At 72.1% G+C, this 21,861-nt stretch carries 20 protein-coding genes; 8 read left to right on the forward strand and 12 right to left on the reverse strand.

Annotation, left to right across the window (positions count from 1 at the left end):
* Positions 1 to 36: 36 nt before the first annotated feature.
* The gene (gene mfd, locus SVTN_RS15315) at positions 37 to 3,567 is read right to left on the reverse strand and encodes a transcription-repair coupling factor (RefSeq protein WP_041129604.1); all 3,531 of its coding nucleotides are present in this window, start codon (positions 3,565 to 3,567) and stop codon (positions 37 to 39) included.
* 229 nt (positions 3,568 to 3,796) lie between these two features.
* On the opposite strand from mfd, the gene SVTN_RS15320 reads away from it, so the two are divergent.
* Entirely contained in the window at positions 3,797 to 4,042 is a 246-nt protein-coding gene (locus SVTN_RS15320) for a type II toxin-antitoxin system Phd/YefM family antitoxin (RefSeq protein ID WP_041129605.1), read from the forward strand.
* 168 nt (positions 4,043 to 4,210) lie between these two features.
* Here the strand turns inward: SVTN_RS15320 and SVTN_RS15325 are convergent, their stop codons facing one another.
* Positions 4,211 to 6,784: an ABC transporter permease gene (locus SVTN_RS15325; RefSeq protein ID WP_041129606.1), complete on the reverse strand. Its 2,574-nt coding sequence runs from the start codon at positions 6,782 to 6,784 to the stop codon at positions 4,211 to 4,213.
* Positions 6,781 to 7,569: an ABC transporter ATP-binding protein gene (locus SVTN_RS15330; protein ID WP_041129607.1), complete on the reverse strand. Its 789-nt coding sequence runs from the start codon at positions 7,567 to 7,569 to the stop codon at positions 6,781 to 6,783. The genes SVTN_RS15325 and SVTN_RS15330 overlap by 4 nt, the downstream gene beginning before the upstream one ends.
* A 244-nt stretch (positions 7,570 to 7,813) precedes the next feature.
* Between SVTN_RS15330 and SVTN_RS15335 the strand changes: the two genes are divergently transcribed.
* The 4 genes from SVTN_RS15335 (at position 7,814) to SVTN_RS15350 (ending at position 11,462) form a co-directional block, all read left to right on the forward strand.
* Positions 7,814 to 9,268 carry an MFS transporter gene (locus SVTN_RS15335; RefSeq protein ID WP_245727908.1) on the forward strand — a complete coding sequence of 485 codons (1,455 nt, stop codon included), beginning with the start codon at positions 7,814 to 7,816 and terminating at the stop codon, positions 9,266 to 9,268.
* A gap of 93 nt (positions 9,269 to 9,361) precedes the next feature.
* Positions 9,362 to 9,697 (forward strand): hypothetical protein, encoded by a 336-nt coding sequence (locus SVTN_RS15340; protein WP_052499124.1) that lies wholly within the window; start codon positions 9,362 to 9,364, stop codon positions 9,695 to 9,697.
* A gap of 99 nt (positions 9,698 to 9,796) precedes the next feature.
* A complete protein-coding gene (locus SVTN_RS15345; RefSeq protein ID WP_041129609.1) occupies positions 9,797 to 10,735 on the forward strand; it encodes a GDSL-type esterase/lipase family protein in 939 nt (312 codons plus the stop codon).
* Between the two features lie 49 nt (positions 10,736 to 10,784).
* Positions 10,785 to 11,462 (forward strand): alpha/beta fold hydrolase, encoded by a 678-nt coding sequence (locus SVTN_RS15350; protein ID WP_041129610.1) that lies wholly within the window; start codon positions 10,785 to 10,787, stop codon positions 11,460 to 11,462.
* Between the two features lie 71 nt (positions 11,463 to 11,533).
* Here the strand turns inward: SVTN_RS15350 and SVTN_RS15355 are convergent, their stop codons facing one another.
* Positions 11,534 to 11,722 carry a DUF397 domain-containing protein gene (locus SVTN_RS15355; protein WP_041129611.1) on the reverse strand — a complete coding sequence of 63 codons (189 nt, stop codon included), beginning with the start codon at positions 11,720 to 11,722 and terminating at the stop codon, positions 11,534 to 11,536.
* A complete protein-coding gene (locus tag SVTN_RS15360) occupies positions 11,719 to 12,564 on the reverse strand; it encodes a helix-turn-helix domain-containing protein (RefSeq protein ID WP_041129612.1) in 846 nt (281 codons plus the stop codon). The genes SVTN_RS15355 and SVTN_RS15360 overlap by 4 nt, the downstream gene beginning before the upstream one ends.
* Before the next feature lie 103 nt (positions 12,565 to 12,667).
* Between SVTN_RS15360 and SVTN_RS15365 the strand changes: the two genes are divergently transcribed.
* Entirely contained in the window at positions 12,668 to 13,138 is a 471-nt protein-coding gene (locus SVTN_RS15365) for an ATP-binding protein (protein ID WP_174518259.1), read from the forward strand.
* A 134-nt stretch (positions 13,139 to 13,272) separates the two neighbouring features.
* Here SVTN_RS15365 and SVTN_RS15370 read toward each other — a convergent pair whose 3' ends face one another.
* From SVTN_RS15370 to SVTN_RS15385, 4 genes are all read right to left on the reverse strand, one after another.
* Entirely contained in the window at positions 13,273 to 15,237 is a 1,965-nt protein-coding gene (locus SVTN_RS15370; protein ID WP_052499125.1) for an FG-GAP repeat domain-containing protein, read from the reverse strand.
* A gap of 371 nt (positions 15,238 to 15,608) precedes the next feature.
* Positions 15,609 to 16,037, reverse strand: a complete 429-nt coding sequence (locus SVTN_RS15375) for a MarR family winged helix-turn-helix transcriptional regulator (protein ID WP_041129614.1) — start codon at positions 16,035 to 16,037, stop codon at positions 15,609 to 15,611.
* Positions 16,037 to 16,453: an SRPBCC family protein gene (locus SVTN_RS15380; protein WP_041129615.1), complete on the reverse strand. Its 417-nt coding sequence runs from the start codon at positions 16,451 to 16,453 to the stop codon at positions 16,037 to 16,039. Before SVTN_RS15380 ends, SVTN_RS15375 begins: the two co-directional genes overlap by 1 nt.
* Before the next feature lie 51 nt (positions 16,454 to 16,504).
* A complete protein-coding gene (locus SVTN_RS15385) occupies positions 16,505 to 17,746 on the reverse strand; it encodes an MFS transporter (RefSeq protein ID WP_041133915.1) in 1,242 nt (413 codons plus the stop codon).
* 78 nt (positions 17,747 to 17,824) lie between these two features.
* Here SVTN_RS15385 and SVTN_RS15390 point away from each other — a divergent pair, with 78 nt between their 5' ends.
* The gene (locus SVTN_RS15390; protein ID WP_041129616.1) at positions 17,825 to 18,676 is read left to right on the forward strand and encodes an ArsR/SmtB family transcription factor; all 852 of its coding nucleotides are present in this window, start codon (positions 17,825 to 17,827) and stop codon (positions 18,674 to 18,676) included.
* Positions 18,677 to 18,723: 47 nt separating this feature from the next.
* Here SVTN_RS15390 and SVTN_RS15395 read toward each other — a convergent pair whose 3' ends face one another.
* Positions 18,724 to 19,347 carry a LysE/ArgO family amino acid transporter gene (locus tag SVTN_RS15395; protein WP_041129617.1) on the reverse strand — a complete coding sequence of 208 codons (624 nt, stop codon included), beginning with the start codon at positions 19,345 to 19,347 and terminating at the stop codon, positions 18,724 to 18,726.
* An 80-nt stretch (positions 19,348 to 19,427) separates the two neighbouring features.
* Here SVTN_RS15395 and SVTN_RS15400 point away from each other — a divergent pair, with 80 nt between their 5' ends.
* On the forward strand, positions 19,428 to 20,354 hold the full coding sequence (locus SVTN_RS15400) for a LysR family transcriptional regulator ArgP (protein ID WP_041129618.1): 927 nt from the start codon (positions 19,428 to 19,430) through the stop codon (positions 20,352 to 20,354).
* A gap of 33 nt (positions 20,355 to 20,387) precedes the next feature.
* On the opposite strand, the gene SVTN_RS15405 is transcribed toward SVTN_RS15400, so the two are convergent.
* Entirely contained in the window at positions 20,388 to 20,765 is a 378-nt protein-coding gene (locus tag SVTN_RS15405; RefSeq protein WP_052499128.1) for a VOC family protein, read from the reverse strand.
* 11 nt (positions 20,766 to 20,776) lie between these two features.
* Positions 20,777 to 21,757 (reverse strand): coiled-coil domain-containing protein, encoded by a 981-nt coding sequence (locus SVTN_RS15410; RefSeq protein ID WP_052499129.1) that lies wholly within the window; start codon positions 21,755 to 21,757, stop codon positions 20,777 to 20,779.
* Positions 21,758 to 21,861: the final 104 nt, after the last annotated feature.

The raw sequence follows: 21,861 nt of genomic DNA on the forward strand, positions 1-21,861 counted from the left end.
GCACCACCCAAAACCCAGGGGTGCCGCCCCGCGACCTCAGCCCCCGAGGATCGTCGTCAGGAACTCGCCCGTCCACGCGAGGAGTTCACGGCCGACCACCGGCTTCCCGCCGATCTTCCCCGTCGTCGGGCGCGGCACCAGGATCTGGTGGACGGCCGGCTTGATGACGGACTTCGGGTGGAGGCGCTTCAGCCTCAGCTCCTGCGACTCGCGCAACTCCACCGGCGCGAAGCGGATGTTGGAGCCCTGGAGGACGATCTCGCCGACCCCGCACGCGCGCGCCAGCATCCGCAGGCCCGCGACCAGGAGCAGGTTCTCGACCGGCTCGGGCAGCTTGCCGTACCGGTCGGTGAGCTCCTCGCGCACGGCCCTGATGTCCTCCTCCGAGTTCGCGGAGGCGATCGAGCGGTAGGCCTGGAGCCGCAGCCGCTCCCCCGGCGCGTAGTCGTGCGGCATGTGGGCGTCGACCGGCAGCTCGATCTTCACCTCCAGCGGGGCCTCCTCCTCGACACCGCCCTCCATCTGCGCCCGGTAGTCGGCGACGGCCTCGCCGACCATCCGTACGTACAGGTCGAAGCCGACGCCCGCGATGTGACCGGACTGCTCGCCGCCGAGCAGGTTGCCCGCGCCGCGGATCTCCAGGTCCTTCATGGCGACGTACATGCCGGCGCCCATCTCGGTGTGCTGGGCGATCGTCGCGAGCCGCTCGTGCGCGGTCTCGGTGAGCGGCTTCTCCGGCGGGTAGAGGAAGTACGCGTAGCCCCGCTCGCGCCCACGGCCGACACGGCCGCGCAGCTGGTGGAGCTGCGACAGGCCGAAGTTGTCGCCGCGCTCGACGATGAGGGTGTTGGCGTTGGAGATGTCGATGCCGGACTCGACGATCGTCGTCGACACGAGCACGTCGAACTTCTTCTCCCAGAAGTCGACGACGACCTGCTCCAGGGCCTGCTCCGACATCTGGCCGTGCGCCGTCGCGATCCGCGCCTCGGGGACGATCTCGCGCAGCCGCGCGGCCGCCCGGTCGATCGAGTCGACCCGGTTGTGGATGTAGAAGACCTGGCCCTCGCGCAGGAGTTCGCGGCGGATGGCCGCGCCGATCTGCTTCTCCTCGTACGGGCCCACGAAGGTGAGGACCGGGTGCCGCTCCTCCGGCGGGGTCGTGATCGTCGACATCTCGCGGATGCCCGTCACCGCCATCTCCAGGGTGCGCGGAATCGGGGTGGCGGACATCGTCAGGACGTCGACGTTCGCCCGGAGCTTCTTCAGCTGCTCCTTGTGCTCGACGCCGAAGCGCTGCTCCTCGTCGACGATGACCAGACCCAGGTCCTTGAACTTCGTCTCGGAGGAGAACAGGCGGTGGGTGCCGATGACGACGTCGACCGAGCCCTCCCGCAGCCCCTCCATCGTCGCCTTCGACTCGGTGTCCGTCTGGAACCGCGACAGCGCCCGCACCTTCACCGGGAACTGCGAGTACCGCTCGCTGAACGTGCCGAAGTGCTGCTGCACGAGCAGCGTCGTCGGGACGAGGACCGCGACCTGCTTGCCGTCCTGGACGGCCTTGAAGGCCGCCCGCACCGCGATCTCCGTCTTGCCGTAGCCGACGTCGCCGCAGATCAGACGGTCCATGGGGACCGTCTTCTCCATGTCCTCCTTCACCTCGGCGATGGTGGACAGCTGGTCGGGCGTCTCCGCGTACGGGAAGGCGTCCTCCAGCTCCCGCTGCCACGGCGTGTCCGGGCCGAAGGCGTGGCCGGGAGCCGCCATGCGGGCGCTGTACAGCTTGATCAGGTCGGCCGCGATCTCCTTGACGGCCTTCTTCGCGCGCTGCTTCGTCTTCGTCCAGTCCGCGCCGCCGAGCCGGTGCAGGGTCGGCGCCTCGCCGCCCACGTACTTGGTGACCTGCTCCAGCTGGTCGGTCGGGATGTACAGGCGGTCGCCGGGCTGGCCGCGCTTCGCGGGCGCGTACTCGACGAGGAGGTACTCGCGGGTCGCGCCCTGCACGGTCCGCTGCACCATCTCGATGTACCGGCCGACGCCGTGCTGCTCGTGCACGATGTAGTCGCCGACCTCCAGGGTCAGCGGGTCGATCGTCTTGCGGCGCTTGGCCGGCATCCGCTGGCCGTCCTTGCCGGCCGCCTTCTGGCCGGACAGGTCGGTCTCGGTGAGCACGGCGAGCTTGAGCGCGGGGTCGACGAAGCCGTAGTCGATGGAGCCGGTCGACACGTGCACGACGGCCGGGGAGATCTCGGCGAGGTCGGCGTCGAGACGGGCGGCGATGCCCTCGCCGCCGAGGACCTCGACCGTACGGGACGCGGGGCCGTGGGCCTCCGTCACGTACACCGTGCGCCAGCCGTCGGCCAGCCAGCCCTTGGTGTCGGCGAGCGCGCGGGCGGTGTCGCCGCGGTACGACTCGGGGGCGTGCATGCCGAGGGTGAGCGTGTCGGCCCCCTGGTCGACGTCCGCCGCGAACGGCGACACCGACCACCAGGCCATGCCCAGCTCGCGCGCCCGGTCCCGTACGTCCGCGATCCCCCACAGCGAGGCCGCGCCGACGTCGATCGGGGCCTCGCCGCCGCCGGCGGTGGCCGCCCAGGAGGCCTGCAGGAACTCCTGGCTGGTGGCGACGAGGTCGGCGGCCCGGGTCCGTACCCGCTCGGGGTCGCAGACGACGGCCATGGAGCCCTTGGGCAGGACGTCGAGCAGCAGCTCCATGTCGTCGACGAGGACCGGCGCGAGGGACTCCATGCCCTCGACCGCGATCCCCTCGGCGATCTTGCCGAGGAGTTCGCCCAGCTCGGGGTGCTCCTCGGCGAGCGCCGCGGCCCGCTCGCGCACCTCGTCGGTCAGGAGCAGCTCGCGGCAGGGCGGCGCCCAGAGCCCGTGCTCGGCGACTTCGAGGGACCGCTGGTCGGCGACCTTGAAGTACCGGATCTCCTCGACGTCGTCGCCCCAGAACTCGATCCGGAGCGGGTGCTCCTCGGTCGGCGGGAAGACGTCCAGGATGCCGCCGCGCACGGCGAACTCGCCGCGCTTCTCGACGAGCTCGACCCGGGAGTACGCGGCGGCCGCGAGCCCCTCGACGACGTCGTCGAGGTCGGCGGTCTGTCCGGACCGCAGCGCCACGGGTTCGAGATCCCCAAGGCCCTTGACCTGCGGCTGGAGTACGGAACGGATGGGCGCGACGACGACGGAGACGGGCCCGGCGGCGGGGTCGTCGTCGCGGGGGTGGGCCAGTCGCCGGAGCACGGCGAGGCGGCGGCCGACGGTGTCGGAGCGGGGCGAGAGCCGCTCGTGCGGCAGGGTCTCCCAGGAGGGGTACTCGACGACCGTGTCCGGGTCGAGCAGCGACCGCAGCGCGGCGGCGAGGTCCTCGGCCTCCCGGCCGGTCGCGGTCACCGCGAGCACCGGCCGCCCCGAGTCCCGGGCCAGCGCGGCCACGGCGAACGGCCGCGCGGCCGCCGGCCCGACCAGGTCCACGTGCGGACGGTTCCCGTCGGCGGCGGCCTTCACCGCCTCGGCGAGGGCGGCGTCCTTGACGACGACATCGAGCAGGCCGTGCAGACTCATGGAGCTTCCATCCCGGGTTCGGTGTACGGGGGCGGGCAACGCGAACAGCCCGACACGTCTCACGGGCCGGGTGGTCCCGGGCCGTCACGGCCCGGTGCGACCCCAGCCTACGACGTGCCACTGTCACTCGCCCGAAGGAAAGGGGCCGCCCGGGACTACGCTTTAAGTCCAGTACCTCGTCCACCCGCGCACACCCAGCGGTGAGCCCTCCCCACTGTGAGAGGCCGCTATGGAAGCAGCCCGGCAGTACAACGTCCACGAGGCGAAGACCCACTTCTCCAAGATCCTGGATGCGGTCGCCACCGGCGAGGAGGTGATCATCAGCAAGTCCGGCGAGCCGGTCGCGAAGGTGGTCCCCCTGGTCGGCAGGGCCCACCGGGGGGACCACGGATCCCCCAAGGGCCGCAGCACCGCCGCCGACGACTTCGACGATCCCCCCGAGGCCTTCGACGAGGCCTTCGGAGTGGACGAATGAAGCTCCCACCCGTCTGAGCTCTCACCCGTCCGAGCTCCCGCCCGCCGGAGCTCCCACCCGTCCGAGCTCCCACCCACCGTCCGAACCTCCTGAGCAGCCGTGCGGGCCCCGGTGGACCTGGCAGAGTCCACCGGGGCCCGCACCCCCCGTCGCCGTCCCGCGGCGCGGCTACTCGCTCGCGATCGCGTTCAGGACGTTCATCCGGCCCGCCCGGAACGCCGGGACCAGCGCCGCGAAGAGCCCCACGAAGGCCGAGCCGATGAAGACGGTCACGATCGTCGGCCAGGGGATCTCCAGGACACCGAGCCCCTCCAGGGCCAGGAGCTTCTGCGCGGCCGTGCCCCAGCCCATCCCCAGGCCCAGGCCGAGGAGGGCGCCGAAGAGGGCGATGACCACCGACTCCAGGCGGATCATGCGGCGCAGCTGCCGGCGGGAGAGGCCGATGGCCCGCATGAGGCCGATCTCGCGGGTCCGTTCGACCACCGAGAGGGCGAGGGTGTTCACGACGCCGAGGACCGCGACGATGATCGCCAGGGCGAGGAGCCCGTACACGATGTTGAGCAGCTGCCCGACCTGGTTCTGCAGCTCCTCCTTGTAGTCGGCCTGGTTGCTGACCTTGTACTGCGGGTACGGCGCGAGGGCGTCCTTGAGGGCCTCGTACGCGGCGGTCTCCTGGCCGTCCTTGGCGCTGGCCAGGACGAGGAGGCTGCCCGGCACCCGGTCGGCGGGCAGGTGGCGGGTGACGGTGGAGACGGCGGTGTACATCGCGCCCTTGTCGACCTGGCCGGTGTCCGCCGTGATCGCCGCGACCTTCAGCTTCACCGTGTCGCCGCCCTTGAAGGCGACGGTCAGGACGTCGCCGACCTTCACGCGGTGCTCGGTGGCGTAGTCGCTGCCGACGGACATGGCGTCCTCGCCGTACGCGTCGGTGAGGGTGCCGGCGGTGACCTCGCGGCGCAGGTCCTTCACGTACGTCGGGTCGGTGGCGGCCAGGTCGGCCGTGGAGACCTTGCCGCGCGGGTCGGTGACCTTCGCGTCGACCCACTTGTACGCGGTGACGTGGTCCAGGCCGGGGGTCTTCGCCACGGCGGCCTGCGCCTGCGGCACGATCGGCTGCCCCGTACCGGACCGCACGATGAAGTCGGCGCCGACGGAGCGGTCCAGTTCCTCGGTGGCCGAGGCGACCATCGAGGAGCCGACCACGGAGAGGCCGGCGACGAGCGCGAGGCCGATCATCAGGGCGGCGGCGGTGGCGCCGGTGCGGCGCGGGTTGCGCAGCGCGTTGCGCTCGGCCATCCGGCCGACGGGCCCGAAGATCCGCAGGACGACGACGCCGAGGGCGCGGACGACGCCGCCCGCGAGGAGCGGGCCGACGACGACGAAGCCGAGGAGGGTGAGGACGACGCCGAGGCCGAGCCAGAGGGAGCCGGGTCCGGCCTCGTCGGCGCGGGCGGCGACGACCAGGGCGGCCGCCCCGGCGGCGGTGAGGACGAGCCCGATCAGGCCCCGTACCCTGCCCGCCTTCCCGTCCGCCGGGGTGCCCGCGTCGCGGAGGGCGGCCATCGGGGAGACCTTCCCGGCCCGGCGGGCGGGGATGTACGCGGCGAGGACGGTGACGACGATGCCGAGGGCGAGGCCGACGGCCGGGGTCGTCCAGGCGACGGTGAGGTCGCGGGTGGAGAGCTCCATGCCCATGGAGGCCATGAGCTTCATGAGCCCGACGGCGAGGCCGACGCCGGCGGCGACACCGGCGACGGAGCCGACGACACCGAGCAGGAACGCCTCGACGAGGACGGACCGGTTGACCTGCTTGCGGCTCGATCCGACGGCCCGCATGAGGCCGATCTCGCGGGTGCGCTGGGCGACCAGCATGGAGAAGGTGTTGACGATGAGGAAGATGCCGACGAGGAAGGCGATCCCGGCGAAGCCGAGCATCGCGTACTTCATGACGTCGAGGAAGCCGGCCATGCTCGCGCGGCCCGCGTCGGCGACCTCGGCGGCGGTCTGCAGCTTGTAGCCGCCTCCGAGGGCGGCGGCGACGTCAGCCTTGAGCGCGTCGTCGGAGACCCCGTCCTTCGCGTCGACGGAGACCTGGGTGAACAGCCCGGTCTTCCCGAGGAGTTCACGCTGAGCGGTGGCGGTGTCGAAGTAGACGACCGTGGCGCCGGGGTTGGTGACCTTGAACTCGACGGTGCCGACGATCTTCGCGGTGAAGTCGCCGGTGACGGCGATGGTCCGCAGCTCGTCGCCGAGCTTCAGGCCGTGCTTCTCGGCGGTGGCGCCGTCGACGACGACCTCGGTGGGGCCGCGCGGCTCGTGGCCGGAGGCGATCTCCACCGAACGCAGCTCGTTGGGCGTCCAGTTGACGGCGATCGTCGGGGCGCCGCCGGTCGGGCCGACGTTCTTGTTCTTCGCGTCGACGACGGTGACGCTCGTCGAAGCGACCGAGCCCTGCGCGTCCTTGACGCCCTCGACCTTCCTGATCCGCTCGACGAGCGAGGCGGGCAGGGACTCGGGGCGGCCGTTCTGCGGGATGTCGTCGTTGCCGCCGGCGGCCTTCGGGCTGACGGTGACGTCGGAGGCGGTCGACGCGAAGAGCTTGTCGAACGTCGTGTTCATCGTGTCGGTGAAGACGAGCGTCCCACTGACGAAGGCGACGGAGAGGAGGACGGCGACGGCGGAGAGCGCCATCCGGCCCTTGTGCGCGAAGAAGTTGCGCAGCGAGGTCTTGAGGACGGTCATGAGGTCCGCCCGCGCGCGTCGAAGTCCTTCATGCGGTCGAGTACGGCGTCGGCGGTGGGCCGCTCCATCTCGTCCACGATCCGCCCGTCGGCGAGGTAGAGCACCCGGTCCGCGTAGGAGGCTGCGACGGGGTCGTGGGTCACCATGACGATCGTCTGCCCCAGCTCGTCCACGGACGTACGGAGGAAGCCGAGGACCTCCGCTCCGGCCCGCGAGTCGAGGTTTCCGGTCGGCTCGTCGCCGAAGATGATCTCGGGCCGGGCGGCGAGCGCGCGGGCCACGGCGACGCGCTGCTGCTGGCCGCCGGAGAGCTCGTTCGGCCGGTGCTTGAGGCGCTCGGAGAGCCCGACGGTGTCGACGACCCGCCGCAGCCACTCCGCGTCGGGCTTCCGCCCGGCGATGTCCATCGGCAGCGTGATGTTCTCGAGGGCGTTCAGGGTGGGCAGCAGGTTGAACGCCTGGAAGATGAACCCGATCCGGTCCCGGCGCAGTTGGGTGAGCTTCTTGTCCTTGAGACCGGTGATCTCGGTCTCGTCGAGGAAGATCTGCCCGCTGCTGACGGTGTCGAGCCCGGCGAGGCAGTGCATCAGGGTCGACTTGCCGGAACCCGAGGGCCCCATGATCGCGGTGAACCGCCCGCGGGCGATGTCCACGTCGACGGAGTCGAGCGCGACGACCCGGGTCTCCCCCGACCCGTACGCCTTGACGACCTGGCGCGCCCGCGCGGCCACGGCCGTCCCCTCGCCAGTACCCCCGTGCCTGGGGATGGTCACAGCCGTAGTCACGGTTTCTCTCCTTGGAACGGTGGGTGGGTTTGTAAGTTCAAGTTAAGAAGCGGGAACGGCAGTTCTCCTCATCCGCCGGTACGAACGGCCCCTGGGCCGCATGGGGGAGAGGCCCCTAGGGGTTCTCAACCCTGGGGTGGGGTGAGACCCTGACCGCGCACATTTAGGTGTACGAAGAAAGGAAGGGTGCGCGGTGACGGAACCGTCGACGACCCGGGCGGACGCCGATCCGACGCCCGCGTCCATCCCTGGCACCGCCCGCCGCGGCCCCGTAGTGGCAGCCCTGATGCTCGCCATGGGGCTCGCCGCCCTCGACGGCACGATCGTGTCCACCGCCGTCCCCCAGATCGTCGGCGACCTCGGCGGACTCTCCGTCTTCTCCTGGCTCTTCTCCGGCTATCTGCTCGCCGTCACGGTCACCCTGCCCGTGTACGGGAAGCTCAGCGACACCTTCGGCCGCAAGCCCGTCCTCATCGCCGGAACCGTTCTGTTCCTCATCGGCTCCGTGCTCTGCGCCGCCGCCTGGAACATGGCCTCCCTGATCGCCTTCCGCATCGTCCAGGGCCTCGGCGGCGGCGCCCTCCAGGGCACCGTCCAGACCATCGCCGCCGACCTGTACCCCCTGAAGGAACGCCCCAAGATCCAGGCGAAACTGTCCTCGGTCTGGGCCGCCTCCTCCATCGCGGGACCGGCCGTCGGCGGCCTCCTCGCCGGCTACGCGGACTGGCGCTGGATCTTCCTCATCAACGTCCCGGTCGGCCTGGTCGCCCTCTGGCTGATCGCCCGCCACCTGCTGGAACCCGGCCGCACCGCGCCCCGGGCCCGGGTCCGCGTGGACTGGGCGGGCGCGCTCGCGATCTTCGCCACCGGAGCCGTACTCGTCACCGCGCTCGTCCAGGGCGGCGTCGCCTGGCCCTGGCTGTCCGCCCCGTCCCTCGGCCTCCTCGGCGGAGCCGCCGCCCTCGCCGCGCTCACCGTCGTCATCGAGCGGCGCGCGGCCGAACCGATCATCCCCGGCTGGGTCTGGCGCCGCCGCACGATAGCCGCCGTCAACCTCGCCCTCGGGGCCCTCGGCCTGCTGATGGTCGCCCCGACGGTCTTCCTGCCGACGTACGCCCAGTCGGTCCTGGGCCTGGGCCCGATAGCGGCCGGCTTCGTCCTCTCCTCATGGACGTTGAGCTGGCCGATCACGGCCGCGCTGTCGAACCGGGTCTACACCCGCATAGGGTTCCGCCTCACCGCGATCCTGGGCATCTCGCTCGCCCTGCTCCTGCTGCTCGCGTTCCCGTTCCTGCCGTTCCCCGGCGAACCCTGGCAGCCGGCCCTCCTGATGCTGCTGCTCGGTGGATCCCTCGGCCTCTTCCAGCTGCCGCTGATCGTCGGCGTGCAGTCGACCGTCCCGTACGAGGAGAGGGGCACGACGACGGCCTCGGTCCTCTTCTGCCGCCAGGTCGGCCAGAGCGTCGGCGCGGCACTCTTCGGCGCGATCGCCAACGGCGTCCTGGCGGCGCGCCTCGGCGCGGACACGGACCTCGACACGCTGGCCCGCGCCCTGACCGCCACCGACGAGATCCGCCGGGCGGTCGACGCGGCGGTGGACCGGGTCTACCTGGGCGCGGCGGCAGCGGCGGCCCTCGCCCTCCTGGCCCTCCTCACGCTGGCCCCGCGCCGCTTCCCGGTCCTGAAGGAGGAGGACTGAGTACCTGCCCCGCCAGAAGTTGAGCAGTCGCACCCATGCCCGGACGGCGCCCCGGACCCGACGATGGGGTCACCTCATCCGAAGGAGCCGGCTTTGAACCCCGACACGTACGCGACGCTCTACGGCCCGGCCCGCCCGGCGCCGTCCCGCCGTGGGATCGGCGTCGCCATGGTGGCGGCCGGGCTGTGGTCGGTCGCCCTGTTCCTGCTCTGGGGCCTGGGGTTCCTGGCGCTGTGGGCGGAGGCGGACAGGGGGCCGACCGAAGGGATCCCGTTCTCCTGGGTGTTGATCTGCCTCGGCATCGCGGCCGTACCGATCGCCCTGCTCTGCACGCCCGCCGTCCGCCGCCTGTCCGTCCCGGCCCGCGCCCTCGTCACGGGCCTCGCGGTCTGCTCGATCGCGGTCGGCCTCGCGCTCTGGGCGGCCTAGCGGTCCGGGCAGCTTGGCGGTCTGGGCAGCTTGGCGGTCCGGGGCGAGATTCTTGGGGCCGATAGGCTGACTTGATCATTCTCAGTGAAAGGCCACGACGTGAGCGAGCCGCGCCCCCACGCCCTGTTCTCCTTCGGCACGCTGCTGGACCAGCGGGTCCAGACCGCTCTCTTCGGTCGCACGGTACCGACGACCGCGGCGTCACTGGCCGGTTACACGACCAGGCCCCTGACCATCACCGACGAGTCCGTGATCGCCACCAGCGGCCAGGACGTGCACCTGACTCTGGAGCGGAAGCTCGGCGCCACGGTCGAGGGCGCCGTCCTGCGTCTGAGCGACCAGGAGCTGGCCGCTGCCGACGACTACGAGGTGGACGACTACGCCCGGCGGCGAGTACTCCTCGCCTCGGGGGAGACCGCCTGGGCCTACCTGGACGCGCGGGCGCTGCGCGCGGCGGCACGCGTCGTGATCGTCGGCGACAGCATCGCCTATGGACGCTGCGACCCTCAGGGAGGCTGGGCCGCACACTTCTCGGCTGCCCACATCGCGGCGAACGAGACCCAGCACCGGGTCTTCAACCTGGCCATCCCCGGCAGCAGTCTGACGGACGTCAGCGAGCAGATACCGCCGCTCCTGGCTCCCCGCCACCCCGACACGCTCGTCGTGGCCGCCGGGATCAACGACTCCGCCCTGCCCGTCGCCGCGTCGGACACCGACCGCGACGCGTTGCCGCACGTCACCGACCCTCTCGTCTCGCTGGCCGCGACAGCCCGGCAGCACAACGCGCGCATGGTCGTGGTCGGACCGATCTGGGTCGACGAGACGCGGCTCGGCGATTACGAGGGCCTCCGCTTCACCACGGAGCGGGCGCTCGCGCTGCGTGCCATCCTGCAGACCTGGTGCGAGGAGAACCACATCGACTTCCTCGACATGTGGGAGCCGCTCCGCGACCGACCCCACCTGCTCGTCGACGGTCTGCACCCCGACCCGGAAGGACACAAGGAGCTCTACCGGCATCTGAGCACCCTCAGTTGCTGAAAACGAAGGCGTCGAGGCGCCGTGTTCGCTACAGGAGAGGTCGCCGGCGATGGCTACGTACGTGTTGATTCCCGGTGCCGCGTCCGACCCGTGGTACTGGCACCTGCTGGAGGCCGAGCTGCGAAGGCGGGGCCATGACGTCGTGGCGGTGGACCTGCCCTGCGACGACGACTCGGCCGGGCTGGCCGAGTACGCCGACACCGTGGTCGACGCCATCGGCGATCGCACCGACCTGATCTTGGTGGCCCATTCCTTCGGCGGGTTCACCGCACCGCTGGTGTGCGGCCGCGTGCAGGCGGACGTGCTGGTGATGCTGCAGGCGCAGGTCCCGGCACCGGGCGAGAGTCCGGGCGAGTGGTGGGCCAACACCGGCTACGAGCAGGCCAGGCGCGAACAAGACGAACGCGACGGCAGCGACCCGGAAGACGACGTCGCCCTGTTCCACCACGACACCCCGCCGGCACTGGCCGCCGAGGCCCAGAAGCACACGCGCACGCAATCGGCCACGCCGCTCAAGAAGCCATGGCCACTGGCCGCGTGGCCGGATGTGCCCACGAAGTTCCTCCTGGCCAGGGACGACCGCTTCTTCCCCGCCGAGTACATGCGCCGGATCGTGCGGGAACGCCTGGGCATCACACCCGACGAGATGCCCGGTGACCACTGCCCCATGCTCGGTCACCCCAGGGAACTGGCCGACCGCCTGGAGGCATACCGCCCCGGGACGTAGATCATCCAGCCGGAGAGCCCTGCCGTCCGGCTCGGACGGCAGGGCTCTCACACGTACAACGGCGGGCTGTACTACTCGGCCGAGGCGAGCCCGATGAAACCGGCCCAGGCGTCGGGCGAGACCCGGAGGGACGGGCGGCTCACGTCCTTGGAGTCACGGACGTGCACGGCTCCCGCGCCGACAGCGACCTCGACGCAGTCGCCGCCGTCACCGCCGCTGTAGCTGCTCTTGAACCAGGCGAGGGACTCCGCGCTGTTCATAGCTCTCCCAACAATTTCTCGATGAACTCCAGTGACTCTCGCGGGCTGAGAGCCTGCGACCGGATGATCCCATAGCGGGCTGCGGCGAGAACCGTCTGCTTGGGGTCGGTCTCCAAGGCACTCGTGCTCTGGGCTTCGGCGTACACGAACCTCTTGCCGTCCTCGCGGGTGACGACCGTGAACGGCCCTTCCAAGCCCGCGTTGTCCTCACCATCGAGCGGCATGACCTGGATCTCGACGTTCCTCTGCCGGCCGATGAGGAGGAGCTGCTCCAACTGCCCGCGCAGCACCTCCCTGCCACCGACCTTCCGCCGCAGCACCGATTCGCACATGACGAAGCTGAGGAAGGGCGCGGGGCGTCGGTCGAAGATGGCCTGTCGGGCCAGCCGGGCGGTCACGCGCTGCTCGATGGTCTCGGCGTCGAGCGGCGGACGCCGGTTGCTCAGCACCGCCCGCATGTACTCCTCGGTCTGCAACAGCCCCTTGATCACCAGGGTGTCGTACGACAGCAGTTCTATGGCTTGCTTCTCCAGCTGCGCCATCCCCCGGAAGAACGCCGGGTACTGCGCCTTCTCCAGCTGGTCCTTCCACACCGAGAGCAACCCGCCCGCGTCCAGCACCTCGTCCGACTGGTCGACCGCGCGCGGCGGCGGGATTCTCCGGCCCTGCTCGAAGGAGGCGATGGTCGACGCGGAGTAGCCCAGCCGTTTGCCGAGCTCCTCCCGCTCCATCTTCGCCCGCACCCGCAGCGTCTTCAGGCTCTGTCCGAATGCAGCCACCACGCCCTTGCCGGACTTGTCCGCTGCCTGGCCGGCCTCACCCCCAGGCTCTTCCTCCGCCAACGCACCCCGCCTCTCGTACCGGCACCGGCACGACACGTACAAGCAGATCGCGTCGGTGCGTCACCACTGGTCACGCTACGCCACCGAGAGGAGCGTGGGAGGCATGAAGAGCAACAACTTCGACCCCACCGACACCACCCAACTCTCCAGCGCCTCCCCTTACTTGGGCAGCAGGATCTTCGCTCTCCAGTTCACGTCGACCGCCCGGGGCGCACGGCTCGCGCGCCGGCTCGTCGGCGTCCGACTGGACGAGTGGGGTGTCCCGTACGGGACCGGGGCGCACGAGACCACCGTCCTGGTCGCGGCCGAGCTGGCGGCGAACGCGGTGCGGCACGGGCATGTGCCGGGGCGGGACTTCCACCTGCTGCTGCGGGTCACGGACGTCGCGCGGATCGAGGTGAGCGACACCCGCGCCGAGCGCGTACCGCCGCGCCCCGGCCGCCTTCCGGAGCCGGAACTCGCGGAAGGGGGTCGGGGGTTGCTGCTCGTCGACGCGCTCGCCGACCGGTGGGGCTGGCGCCCGAGGCTCGGCGCGCCGGGGAAGACGGTGTGGGCGGAGTGCGCCCTCGCGTGAGGGGCGGGTCAGGGTGTTTCAGTACCCGGGTGTGCCTGAAGGTCGAGTGACCCGCGCAGAACCGCGCCGCTTCCCGGTCCTGGGGGAGGGGGAAGCGGCGCGGGACGGAGTGAGGCGATTCCGCCCCTGGACCGTCAGAGGACGTGCAGGAGGCGGAGCCAGTACTGGTCGGCGATCAGGGCGAACTCGACCCGGCCCTTGAGGGGGGCGCGGTAGTCACCGGTCCCCGCGTACGTGTACGAACGGCCCTTCGCGTCGAAGGCGACCAGGTCGGCCCGGCCGTCGCCGGTGCCGTCGCCGATCGCGACCACGTGCGGGTACGCGTTCCAGCCGCCGCCGACCCTGGTACGGGCGGCGAAGGTGCCGTCGCCCTTGCCGAGGTAGAGCCAGAGGACACCGTCCTTGTCGCGGGCGACGAGGTCACCGGCGCCCGCGCCGGCGAGGTTGCCGGTCGCGGTGAGCTGGTTGTAGACGCCCCAGCCGCCGCCGACCTTCTTGCGGGCGCCGAAGGGGGCGGAGGCGTTGCCCGTTCCCTTGTAGAGCCAGAGGACGCCGGCCTTGTCCGTGGCGACGAGGTCGGACCGGCCGTCGCCGGTCAGGTCGCTGCCGCCGGCGAGCTGGTCGTAGATCCCCCAGCCACTGCCGACCCTGACCCGGCCTCGGAGGGGCTCGTCGCCGTTGCCGGTGCCCTGGTAGAGCCAGAGCACACCGTTCTCGTCCCGTCCGACCACGTCGTCCACGCGGGTGCCGGCGACGTCCCCGACCGACTCGATGCGGTCGTAGATGCCCCAGCCAACCCCGACGCGGGGCACGTAGTCGAGTACGTGCCGGACACTGTCACCGGAAGCGGTCTTGTTGGTGTCCGCGCGCAGGAGAGCACCGCCGCCGTCGACGTGCAGCAGGATGTCGGGGGTTCCGTTGTCGTCGTAGTCGTGCGGCACGGGAGCGCGGTTCACCGTGAACCGCCCGGAGGCCTTCGCCTCCGGCCCGATGCCGTCGTCCGGGACGGCCTTGATCTCCCAGGTGTACGCGCCGTTGTACGCGGCCTTCAGCGGGTTGACCGGGTTCGAGCCGTCCCAGCGCCAGCTGATGGTCTGCCCGTCCCGACGGGCCTCGTTGACGGCCTCCGGGTCCGTGGACCAGATCCTCCGCTGCAGACGCTCGCCGGTCCGCTCGTGGACGAGCGTCAGCCACACGTCCGTATCCGTACGGGAGAACTGCCAGGTGAGGTCGGCGCCCTGACCGATGCGGTCGAAGGTGAACGTACTCGGGACGGTGGTGCCGAGGTACGTCACGGCCGTCGACTGCCCGGTGGTGGCGACGAGCTCGGCCCGCGGCTTCCCGTTCCCGTCGAGCGACACCCGGTAGAGGCCCTCGTTCCGGTCGAGCGTGCCGCCGCGTACGAGCAGGGAGCCGTCCGGGGCGGGCACGGCGGACGAGTAGTGGGTAAGGAGCTCGATGGTCTCACCCGTCTCCGGGTGGCGGGCGAGGAACGGGCGCCCCGGAGCGTACGGCGCGCGCTGCTCAAGGGCGACCCGGTACCCCGAGAGCACCCAGCCGCCGAGCAGCCGGAAACTCTCCGGGTCGATACCGGTGCCCTCGACGTATCGCACGTCGGTGGAGCCCAGGCGGGACACGGCGATCCGGCCCTGCCCGCGGTCGTCCAGCTCCTGCCAGGCCACGTGTGTCGTCGAGACGGCGTTCGGCCACCAGACCGATTCACTGGCCGGGCGCATGTCCACGACGGTGTCCGTGGCGAGGTCGACGACAGCCGAGTCCAATCCCGCGTCGGAAGTGGCGCAGTTGAAAACAGCGAGTCCGGGAGCGTAGGCGTCCGCGAACCAGCAGTCTCCTCCCGGGAGTCCGGGCACCGCGCGATCGGTCACACGTCCGTCGGCGACCGTGACGAGACGGACCGTCGACACCCCGTCGGCCGGCCTGTCGTGGGCGATCAGCGTCGAGCCGGCCATGCCGCCGAAGAAGTAGTGCTCCCCGAGCGCCCGAAGGTCGACCTGCACCGGCTCCGCCGAGGGCGAGGCCATGTCGCGCACCGTGACGACCTGGCTCTCCCACGGCTGCGAGCCGTCCCCGGTCGCCACGACGTCGGAGCCGCCCCCCCACGGCCCAGCCCGACAGCACCGTCGACGTGCCGTCCGCGTACCGGGTCCAGCGGTACTCGGGAGTCGTACCGTTGGTCCGGGACAGGAACCCCGTCGCGCCGGCGCTCACGACCTCGGCGTTCAGCGGGAAACGGACCGGGGTGGTCTGCGGCGACTCGTCGGCGGCGGTCGTCGGGACCGGGACCGGTGCGGCCGTGGCCGGGGTCGTGGCGATCGTGCCGCCGGTCACCGCGAGGACGGCGGTGACGGCCGCCGCCGTGAGACGGCGGCGGCTGGAGATGCGTATGTGCTTCAAGTTGTTCCCTCCCCTGGGGGGACGACAGTAGTCGTCCCCCTACCGCCACCGGCAATCAGGTTTCGGGATGGGCCAGGCGGCCGAGCAGGGTGATCGCGTCCTCGACCGGTACCGGCTGGAAGAACTCCGCGTCGACCTGCTCGACGGCGGCGATCGCGCGGGGCGCCAGCGCGGCGCCGGCGTCGGTGACGCGCAGGCGCTTGGCGCGGGTGTCGGCCGGGTCGACCTCGCGGGCGACGAGGCCCTTGTTCTCCAGGGTGCGCAGGACCTGGGAGGTCATCTTGACGTCGGTGCCGGCCTGGCGGGCGAGGGCCAGCTGGTTGGGGTGTTCGCCCTGGGTGTTGAGCCACCAGGCGCAGGCGAGCAGGACGAACTGCACGTGCGTGAGGCCGAGGGGGGCCAGGGCGGCGGCGATGTCCCGCTGCCAGCGCAGCGTGGCGTGCCAGAGCAGGAATCCGGGGCTCTTGCCGGGGTCGAGCGCCATCAGCGCCGGGCCAGTTCGACGAGGGAGGCCATGGTGTCGGGCCAGTCGGCGGTGATGCCGGGGCCGATCTGCGGGCCGGCCTCGTCCGCGCCGGTGCCGGTGATCTCCATGCGGTACACGACCCGCACCCGGTCCCGGTCGAGCCGGTCGATCCGGTGGACGGTGCGCAGCAGCAGATCGCCGAAGCGGGCCTCGTCGACGAACAGTTCGTCCTCGACGGCCTCGGCGACGACCAGCTCGACCGGGTCGTCGCCGGGCGGCGTCATCGTGATCCGCGCGCCCTCCTCGAACGGGCCGCTGATCTCGATCTTCTCGATCTCGGCGTTCCAGGCGCCCCAGTTCTCGACGTCGGCCCAGAGGCGCCAGATCGCCTCCGGGGTGGCGGTGGTCTCGATGCCGTGCTCGTACTCCCACATGGCGGGCCTCCTTCGACCGGATGATGTGTCCATAGACTATCTCCGCGCAGACTAAATGTCGAGTGCCCGGCGCCCCCGTACCGCCACCAACAACGGCACCACGGCAAGGAGTTCGCCCACCGCGCCCGTCCACAGGGCCGCCCGCACGCTCACGTACTGGCCCACGAGCCCGCCCGCCAGGGCGCCGAGCGGCATGGAGCCCCAGGCCAGGAAGCGGAAGGTCGCATTCACGCGGCCGAGGAGCGGGGCGGGGGTGAGGCGCTGGCGGAGGGACACCGTGCCGACCTTGAAGGTCATGAAGGCGGTCCAGCCCAGGCCCTGGAGCAGGCACGCCACCGCGTACCGCCCGTCCGCGTGGAAGAACGGCACCGCGAGCAGCCACAGCGTCCCGCTGACCACGACGGAGGCGACCATCGCGCGGCCTTCGCCGAGACGGGCCGCGACACGGGTCACGAGGAGGCTGCCGAGGAAGCCGCCGAGCGCCTCCGCCGTGAACACGAGCCCGCACAGGAACGGCGACATGCCCAGGTCCCCCGCCAGCAGCACCAGGAGCATCGAGGCACCGACCGTGCCGCACAGGTTGGAGATCGCGGCGGCGATCGTCAGCGCCCGCAACAGCCGGTCGCGGAACACGAACCGCAGCCCCTCCGCGATCTCGTCCCGCAGCCGGGCCCCGGGGGCCCGCTCCGGCCGGGGGTCGGGGCGGCGGATCCGGGAGAGGAACAGCGCGGAGGCGAGGAAGCTGACGGCGTCCACCACCAGCGCCACCGGGGCCGTCACCGCCGCCACGAGCGCGCCGCCCGCGCCGGGACCGCCGGCCGCCGTGACCGTACGGGACGCCTCCAGGGCCACGTTCGCCTCCACCAGCCGCTCGCCGTCGACGAGTTGGGGCAGATGGCTCTGGTACGCGATGTCGAAGAAGGCCGTGCAGACGGACAACCCGAAGGCCACCCCGTACAGCTGAGGCAGGGTCAGCACACCGAGCCACGCGGCGAGCGGGAGGCTCGCGAGCAGCGCGGCCCGGGCGAGATCGCCCACGATCATCACGCGGCGGCGGCGCATCCGGTCCACCCACGCCCCGGCGGGCAGCCCGAGGAGGAGGAAGCCCAGGTACTCGCACGTCACCAGTAGTCCCGCCTGGAACGGGGACGCGTGCAGCGGGCCGATCGCCACGAGGGGCAGCGCGAGGACGGTGATCGCCGTACCGGCCTGGCTCACGGTGTCGGCGATCCACAGCCGGCGGAAGTCCGGGAGCCGGAAGAGCCGGGGGCGTTCAAGGGTCGTGGTGGTCATGTCGGCGAACACCATCACCCCCGGCCGGGGCCGACCATTGTTTTAGTCTGGGCGAAAAGCTCGTGGGTGGGGGTGCCGGTGGGAGAGATACGGTTCGGGGTCGACGACCTGGCGCAGCTCCGGTTCGCCGTGTCACCCCTGTGGGAGTCCGTCGCGGCGCTGCGGGCCTCCGCCGACCCGGGGGGCCACGCCCTCCATCTCCCCTGGATCAAAACGGCGTTGACCGTCGGCCGGGAGCGCACCGACCTGCTCCCGCACCTGCCCGAGCTCGAAGCCCTCGCGCCCCCGCCGCGCTGCCCGCTCGCCGAGATCGAGGAGGAGCTCGCGACGGGGCTGCCCGGACACCGGGAGGCCCTGCTCGACTGGTGGGCTGCCGGGGTGCGGCCGTACTGGCCCCGGATCAGGGCCGTACTGGAGGCCGACCTCGCGTACCGCACCCGGCAGCTCTCCGAGGACGGCATCCAGGAGGTCTTCGCCCACCTCCACCCGAGCCTGCGGTGGGCGGAGGACCGGCTCACCGGGCCCGGCCTCCCGGCCCGGGGCCTCGCCCTGGGCGGCGGCGGGATCACCCTCGCCCCGAGCGCCTTCACGGCCCGCTGCGTCCTGCTCCCGGGGCGGAAGGGCGTACCGCCGTGCCTCGTCTATCCCGTACGGGCCGTCGGCACCCTGTGGGAGCGGCGCGCCGAACCGGGCGACGGGCTCGCGCGGCTCCTCGGACGCAGTCGGGCGGGACTCCTGGGCCGTACGAGCACCCCTACCACCACCACGGGCCTCGCCCACCAGACCGGGCTCAGCGTCGGCGCGGTCTCCCAGCACCTCGCGGTGCTGCGGGACGCCGGCCTGGTGACCTCGCACCGGTACCGGCGCGAGGTCTACTACCGGGCGAGCGAACTCGGCCGGGCGCTGCTCGGACCTGCACGCCCGTCCTAGGCTCGGACCTTCACGCCCGCCCCAGGGCCTGATCCGCCGGGCACGCCCTAGGCTCCCGCCACCAGCATTCCGCCCATCGCCAGCATGGTCGCCGCGACCAGCCCGTCCAGTACGCGCCAGGCCTTCGGCCGGGACAGGACGCCGCTCAGCAGCCGGGCGCCGAAGCCCAGGGTGAAGAACCAGCCCAGACTGGCCAGGGCCGCGCCCACGCCGAAGGCCCAGCGCAGGTCGCCGCGGTCGGAGGCGAGCGAGCCGAGGAGCAGCACGGTGTCCAGGTACACGTGCGGGTTCAGCCACGTCATGGCCAGGCAGGTCAGGACCGCCCGGCGGGCCGAGCCGGCCTCCGGGCCGCCCGCGGTCAGGGCGGCGGACGGATCGGGGCGCAGCACGCGCCGGGCCGCGAGGAAGCCGTAGCCGAGCAGGAACGCCCCGCCCACCAGCCCCACCGCGGTCAGCGCCGCCGGCCACGCCGTGACCACCGCACCCACCCCCGCCACGCCGAGCGCGATCAGCACCGCGTCCGACACGGCACAGATCGCCACCACCGCGAGGACGGCGTGACGGCGGGCGCCCTGGCGCAGGACGAACGCGTTCTGGGCACCGATGGCCACGATGAGGGAGAGGCCGGTTCCGAATCCGGCGAGTACGGCGGCGAGGATGCTGCTGGTCATGGCTTCGACCGTAGGGACGACGCCCTGATGAGTACAGCTAAAGATTCTTACGTACCCTTAGCCCTGCTTATGCTCTCCTGGTGGACGAACTTCCCCTGGACCAGGTCCGGACGCTGCTCGCGGTGGTCGACGAGGGCACCTTCGACGCCGCGGCCGCCGCCCTGCACGTGACCCCCTCCGCCGTCAGCCAGCGCGTCAAGGCCCTGGAGCAGCGCACCGGCCGGGTCCTGCTGATGCGCACCAAACCGGTGCGCCCCACCGAGTCCGGCGAGGTGGTGGTCCGGTTCGCCCGGCAGCTGGCGCGGCTCGAACGGGACGCCCGCGCCGAACTGGGCCTGGCGGCCGAGCAGGGCCCGGTCCGGATCCCGATCGCCGTCAACGCCGACTCCCTGGCCACCTGGTTCCTGCCCGCGCTCACCCGGGTTCCGCAGGACCCGCCGATCTGCTTCGAGCTCCACCGGGAGGACGAGTCCCACACCACCGCCCTGCTGCGCGAGGGCCAGGTGATGGCGGCCGTCACCTCCTCGCCCGACCCGGTGGCCGGCTGCACGGTACGGCGGCTCGGCCTGGCCCGCTACCGGGCCGCGGCCTCACCCGAGTTCGCCGCCGTCCACTTCACCGGGTCCCTGGCGGAGGACCTGCGCGAGGCCCCGACCGTGGTCTTCGACCGGCGCGACGCCCTCCAGGACGCCTTCGTACGGTCCCTCACCGGGGGCCGTTCGGGCGCGGGGCGCATCCGCCACCTCGTACCCACCTCCGACGGGTTCCGGGACGCGGTGGCCTTCGGCCTCGGCTGGGGCATGGTGCCCGAACCGCAGGCGGAGCCGCTCCTGCGCTCCGGCCGGCTGGTGGAGCTGGCGCCGGCGCGGCCCATGGACGTCCCGCTGTACTGGCAGCAGTGGAAGCTGGACTCGCCCGCCCTGTCCACCGTCGCCGAGGTGGTGGCGACGGCCGCCGCCGAAGCACTGCTCACCGACCGGGGAAGCGGCGCGCCCGAGAACGCCTGACGCCGCCCCCGCACCGTCGGCGGGACGGGCCTCCTACGCGGCCCCGCGCGGGATCGTCAGGCAGAAGGGGTGCCCCGCCGGGTCCAGGACCACCCGCCACAGGTCCGGCCGGGGCTGGACGTCCGGGACGGTCGCACCCCACTCCACGAGGCGGGCCGTGGCCTCGTCCAGGTCGTCGACGTCGAAGTCGAGGTGCAGCTGCTGCGGGACCTCCTGGCCCGGCCAGGACGGGGGACGGTAGCCGTCGACGCGCTGGAAGCCGAGGAACAGGCCGCCGTCCGCGCCGCGCAGTCCCGCGAACTCGTCGTCGGACCGGTCGGCGAGCGGGATCCCCGTGGCCCGGTGGTAGAACGCGGCCAGGGCCATGGGGTCGGCGCAGTCGAGCGTGACCGCCGTCAGTTTCATGAGCATGGGGCGGGAGCCTACTCGGCGGCCTCGGGATCTTCCCCGTCTCCCAAGTCGCCTTCCTTTTCCCGCGGTTCGGGGGTCGGTTCCGATGCCGGTTCCGATGCCGGTTCGGGTGTCGTTTCCGATGCCGGTTCCGGTGTCGTCGGGCGGCCCGTCAGTGCCGCGAGCGAGTTGCGGATGTGCTCCATGTGGGAGTGGATCTCGTCGCGCGCCTCCTCGTGCTCCCGCAGCACCCGTTCCGTCTCGCGCTCGACCCGCTCCGCCTTCATCCTGGCCTCGGCGAGCAGCTCCTCCGCGCGGGCCTCGGCGTCCTCCTGGCCGTGCCGGGCCTGCTCCTCCGTCTCGGCCAGGGCCCGCTGCGCCTCCGCGAGCCCCGCCTCCGCCGCCGCGATCAGCTCCTCGTGGCGGGCGTCCAGGGCCGTCGCCTCCGCCTCGGCCGTGCGCTCCGCCTCCGCCCGTACGGCCTTCTGCTCGGCCCGCTGCTCCGCCAGGAGCTCGGCCGCGCGCCGCTCGGTCTCCTCGAAGGCCTCCCGCGCGGCCTCCCTGGCGCCCTCGGCGTCCCGGCGGGCGATCGTCCCCATCTCCTCGGCCCGCGCGCGGGCCTCCTCCAGGGTCGCCCGGGCCGCCGCCTCCGCCGCCGCCCTGACCCCCTCCGCGTACGCCTCCGCCGCCTCCGACGCCTCCCGGGCCGCCGCGTCCGCCGCCTCCGCGAGGGCCTGCGCCTCCGCCTCGGCAGCCCGTACGAGCTTCTCGTCCTCCCGCTCGGCCAGCTCCAGGATCTTCTGCGCACCCTCGCCGAGGGACTCGTACCGATGCGGGACGAGCTGCTTGACGGCCAGGCGGAGCCCGGCGGCCTCCGTCTCCATCTCCTTCGCGAGGACGGTGAGCCGCGCCGCCCGCTCCCAGGCGGCGTCGCGCTCGTCGGAGAGCGCGGCGAGGTGGCGGTCGACCTGCTCGGGGCGGTACCCGCGCCCCCGTCCGACGGCGAAACTCATCCCTGACGCCCCTTCCCGTTGGCCTCGAACAACCAGGATGCGTCATCAGAACGGACAAAAGGCGCCCAACGTGCACACACGTCGAGCGCCTTTCATCACATTCG

The organism is Streptomyces vietnamensis (assembly GCF_000830005.1).
Taxonomy (GTDB): domain Bacteria; phylum Actinomycetota; class Actinomycetes; order Streptomycetales; family Streptomycetaceae; genus Streptomyces; species Streptomyces vietnamensis.

Excerpts from the sequence above, each read along its gene's own strand:
- mfd (WP_041129604.1), bottom strand. The coding sequence starts at position 3,567 with ATGAGTCTGCACGGCCTGCTCGATGTCGTCGTCAAGGACGCCGCCCTC.
- SVTN_RS15320 (WP_041129605.1), top strand. The coding sequence starts at position 3,797 with ATGGAAGCAGCCCGGCAGTACAACGTCCACGAGGCGAAGACCCACTTC.
- SVTN_RS15325 (WP_041129606.1), bottom strand. The coding sequence starts at position 6,784 with ATGACCGTCCTCAAGACCTCGCTGCGCAACTTCTTCGCGCACAAGGGC.
- SVTN_RS15350 (WP_041129610.1), top strand. The coding sequence starts at position 10,785 with ATGGCTACGTACGTGTTGATTCCCGGTGCCGCGTCCGACCCGTGGTAC.
- SVTN_RS15355 (WP_041129611.1), bottom strand. The coding sequence starts at position 11,722 with ATGAACAGCGCGGAGTCCCTCGCCTGGTTCAAGAGCAGCTACAGCGGC.
- SVTN_RS15365 (WP_174518259.1), top strand. The coding sequence starts at position 12,668 with ATGAAGAGCAACAACTTCGACCCCACCGACACCACCCAACTCTCCAGC.
- SVTN_RS15375 (WP_041129614.1), bottom strand. The coding sequence starts at position 16,037 with ATGGCGCTCGACCCCGGCAAGAGCCCCGGATTCCTGCTCTGGCACGCC.
- SVTN_RS15380 (WP_041129615.1), bottom strand. The coding sequence starts at position 16,453 with ATGTGGGAGTACGAGCACGGCATCGAGACCACCGCCACCCCGGAGGCG.
- SVTN_RS15385 (WP_041133915.1), bottom strand. The coding sequence starts at position 17,746 with ATGACCACCACGACCCTTGAACGCCCCCGGCTCTTCCGGCTCCCGGAC.
- SVTN_RS15395 (WP_041129617.1), bottom strand. The coding sequence starts at position 19,347 with ATGACCAGCAGCATCCTCGCCGCCGTACTCGCCGGATTCGGAACCGGC.
- SVTN_RS15405 (WP_052499128.1), bottom strand. The coding sequence starts at position 20,765 with ATGCTCATGAAACTGACGGCGGTCACGCTCGACTGCGCCGACCCCATG.
- SVTN_RS15410 (WP_052499129.1), bottom strand. The coding sequence starts at position 21,757 with ATGAGTTTCGCCGTCGGACGGGGGCGCGGGTACCGCCCCGAGCAGGTC.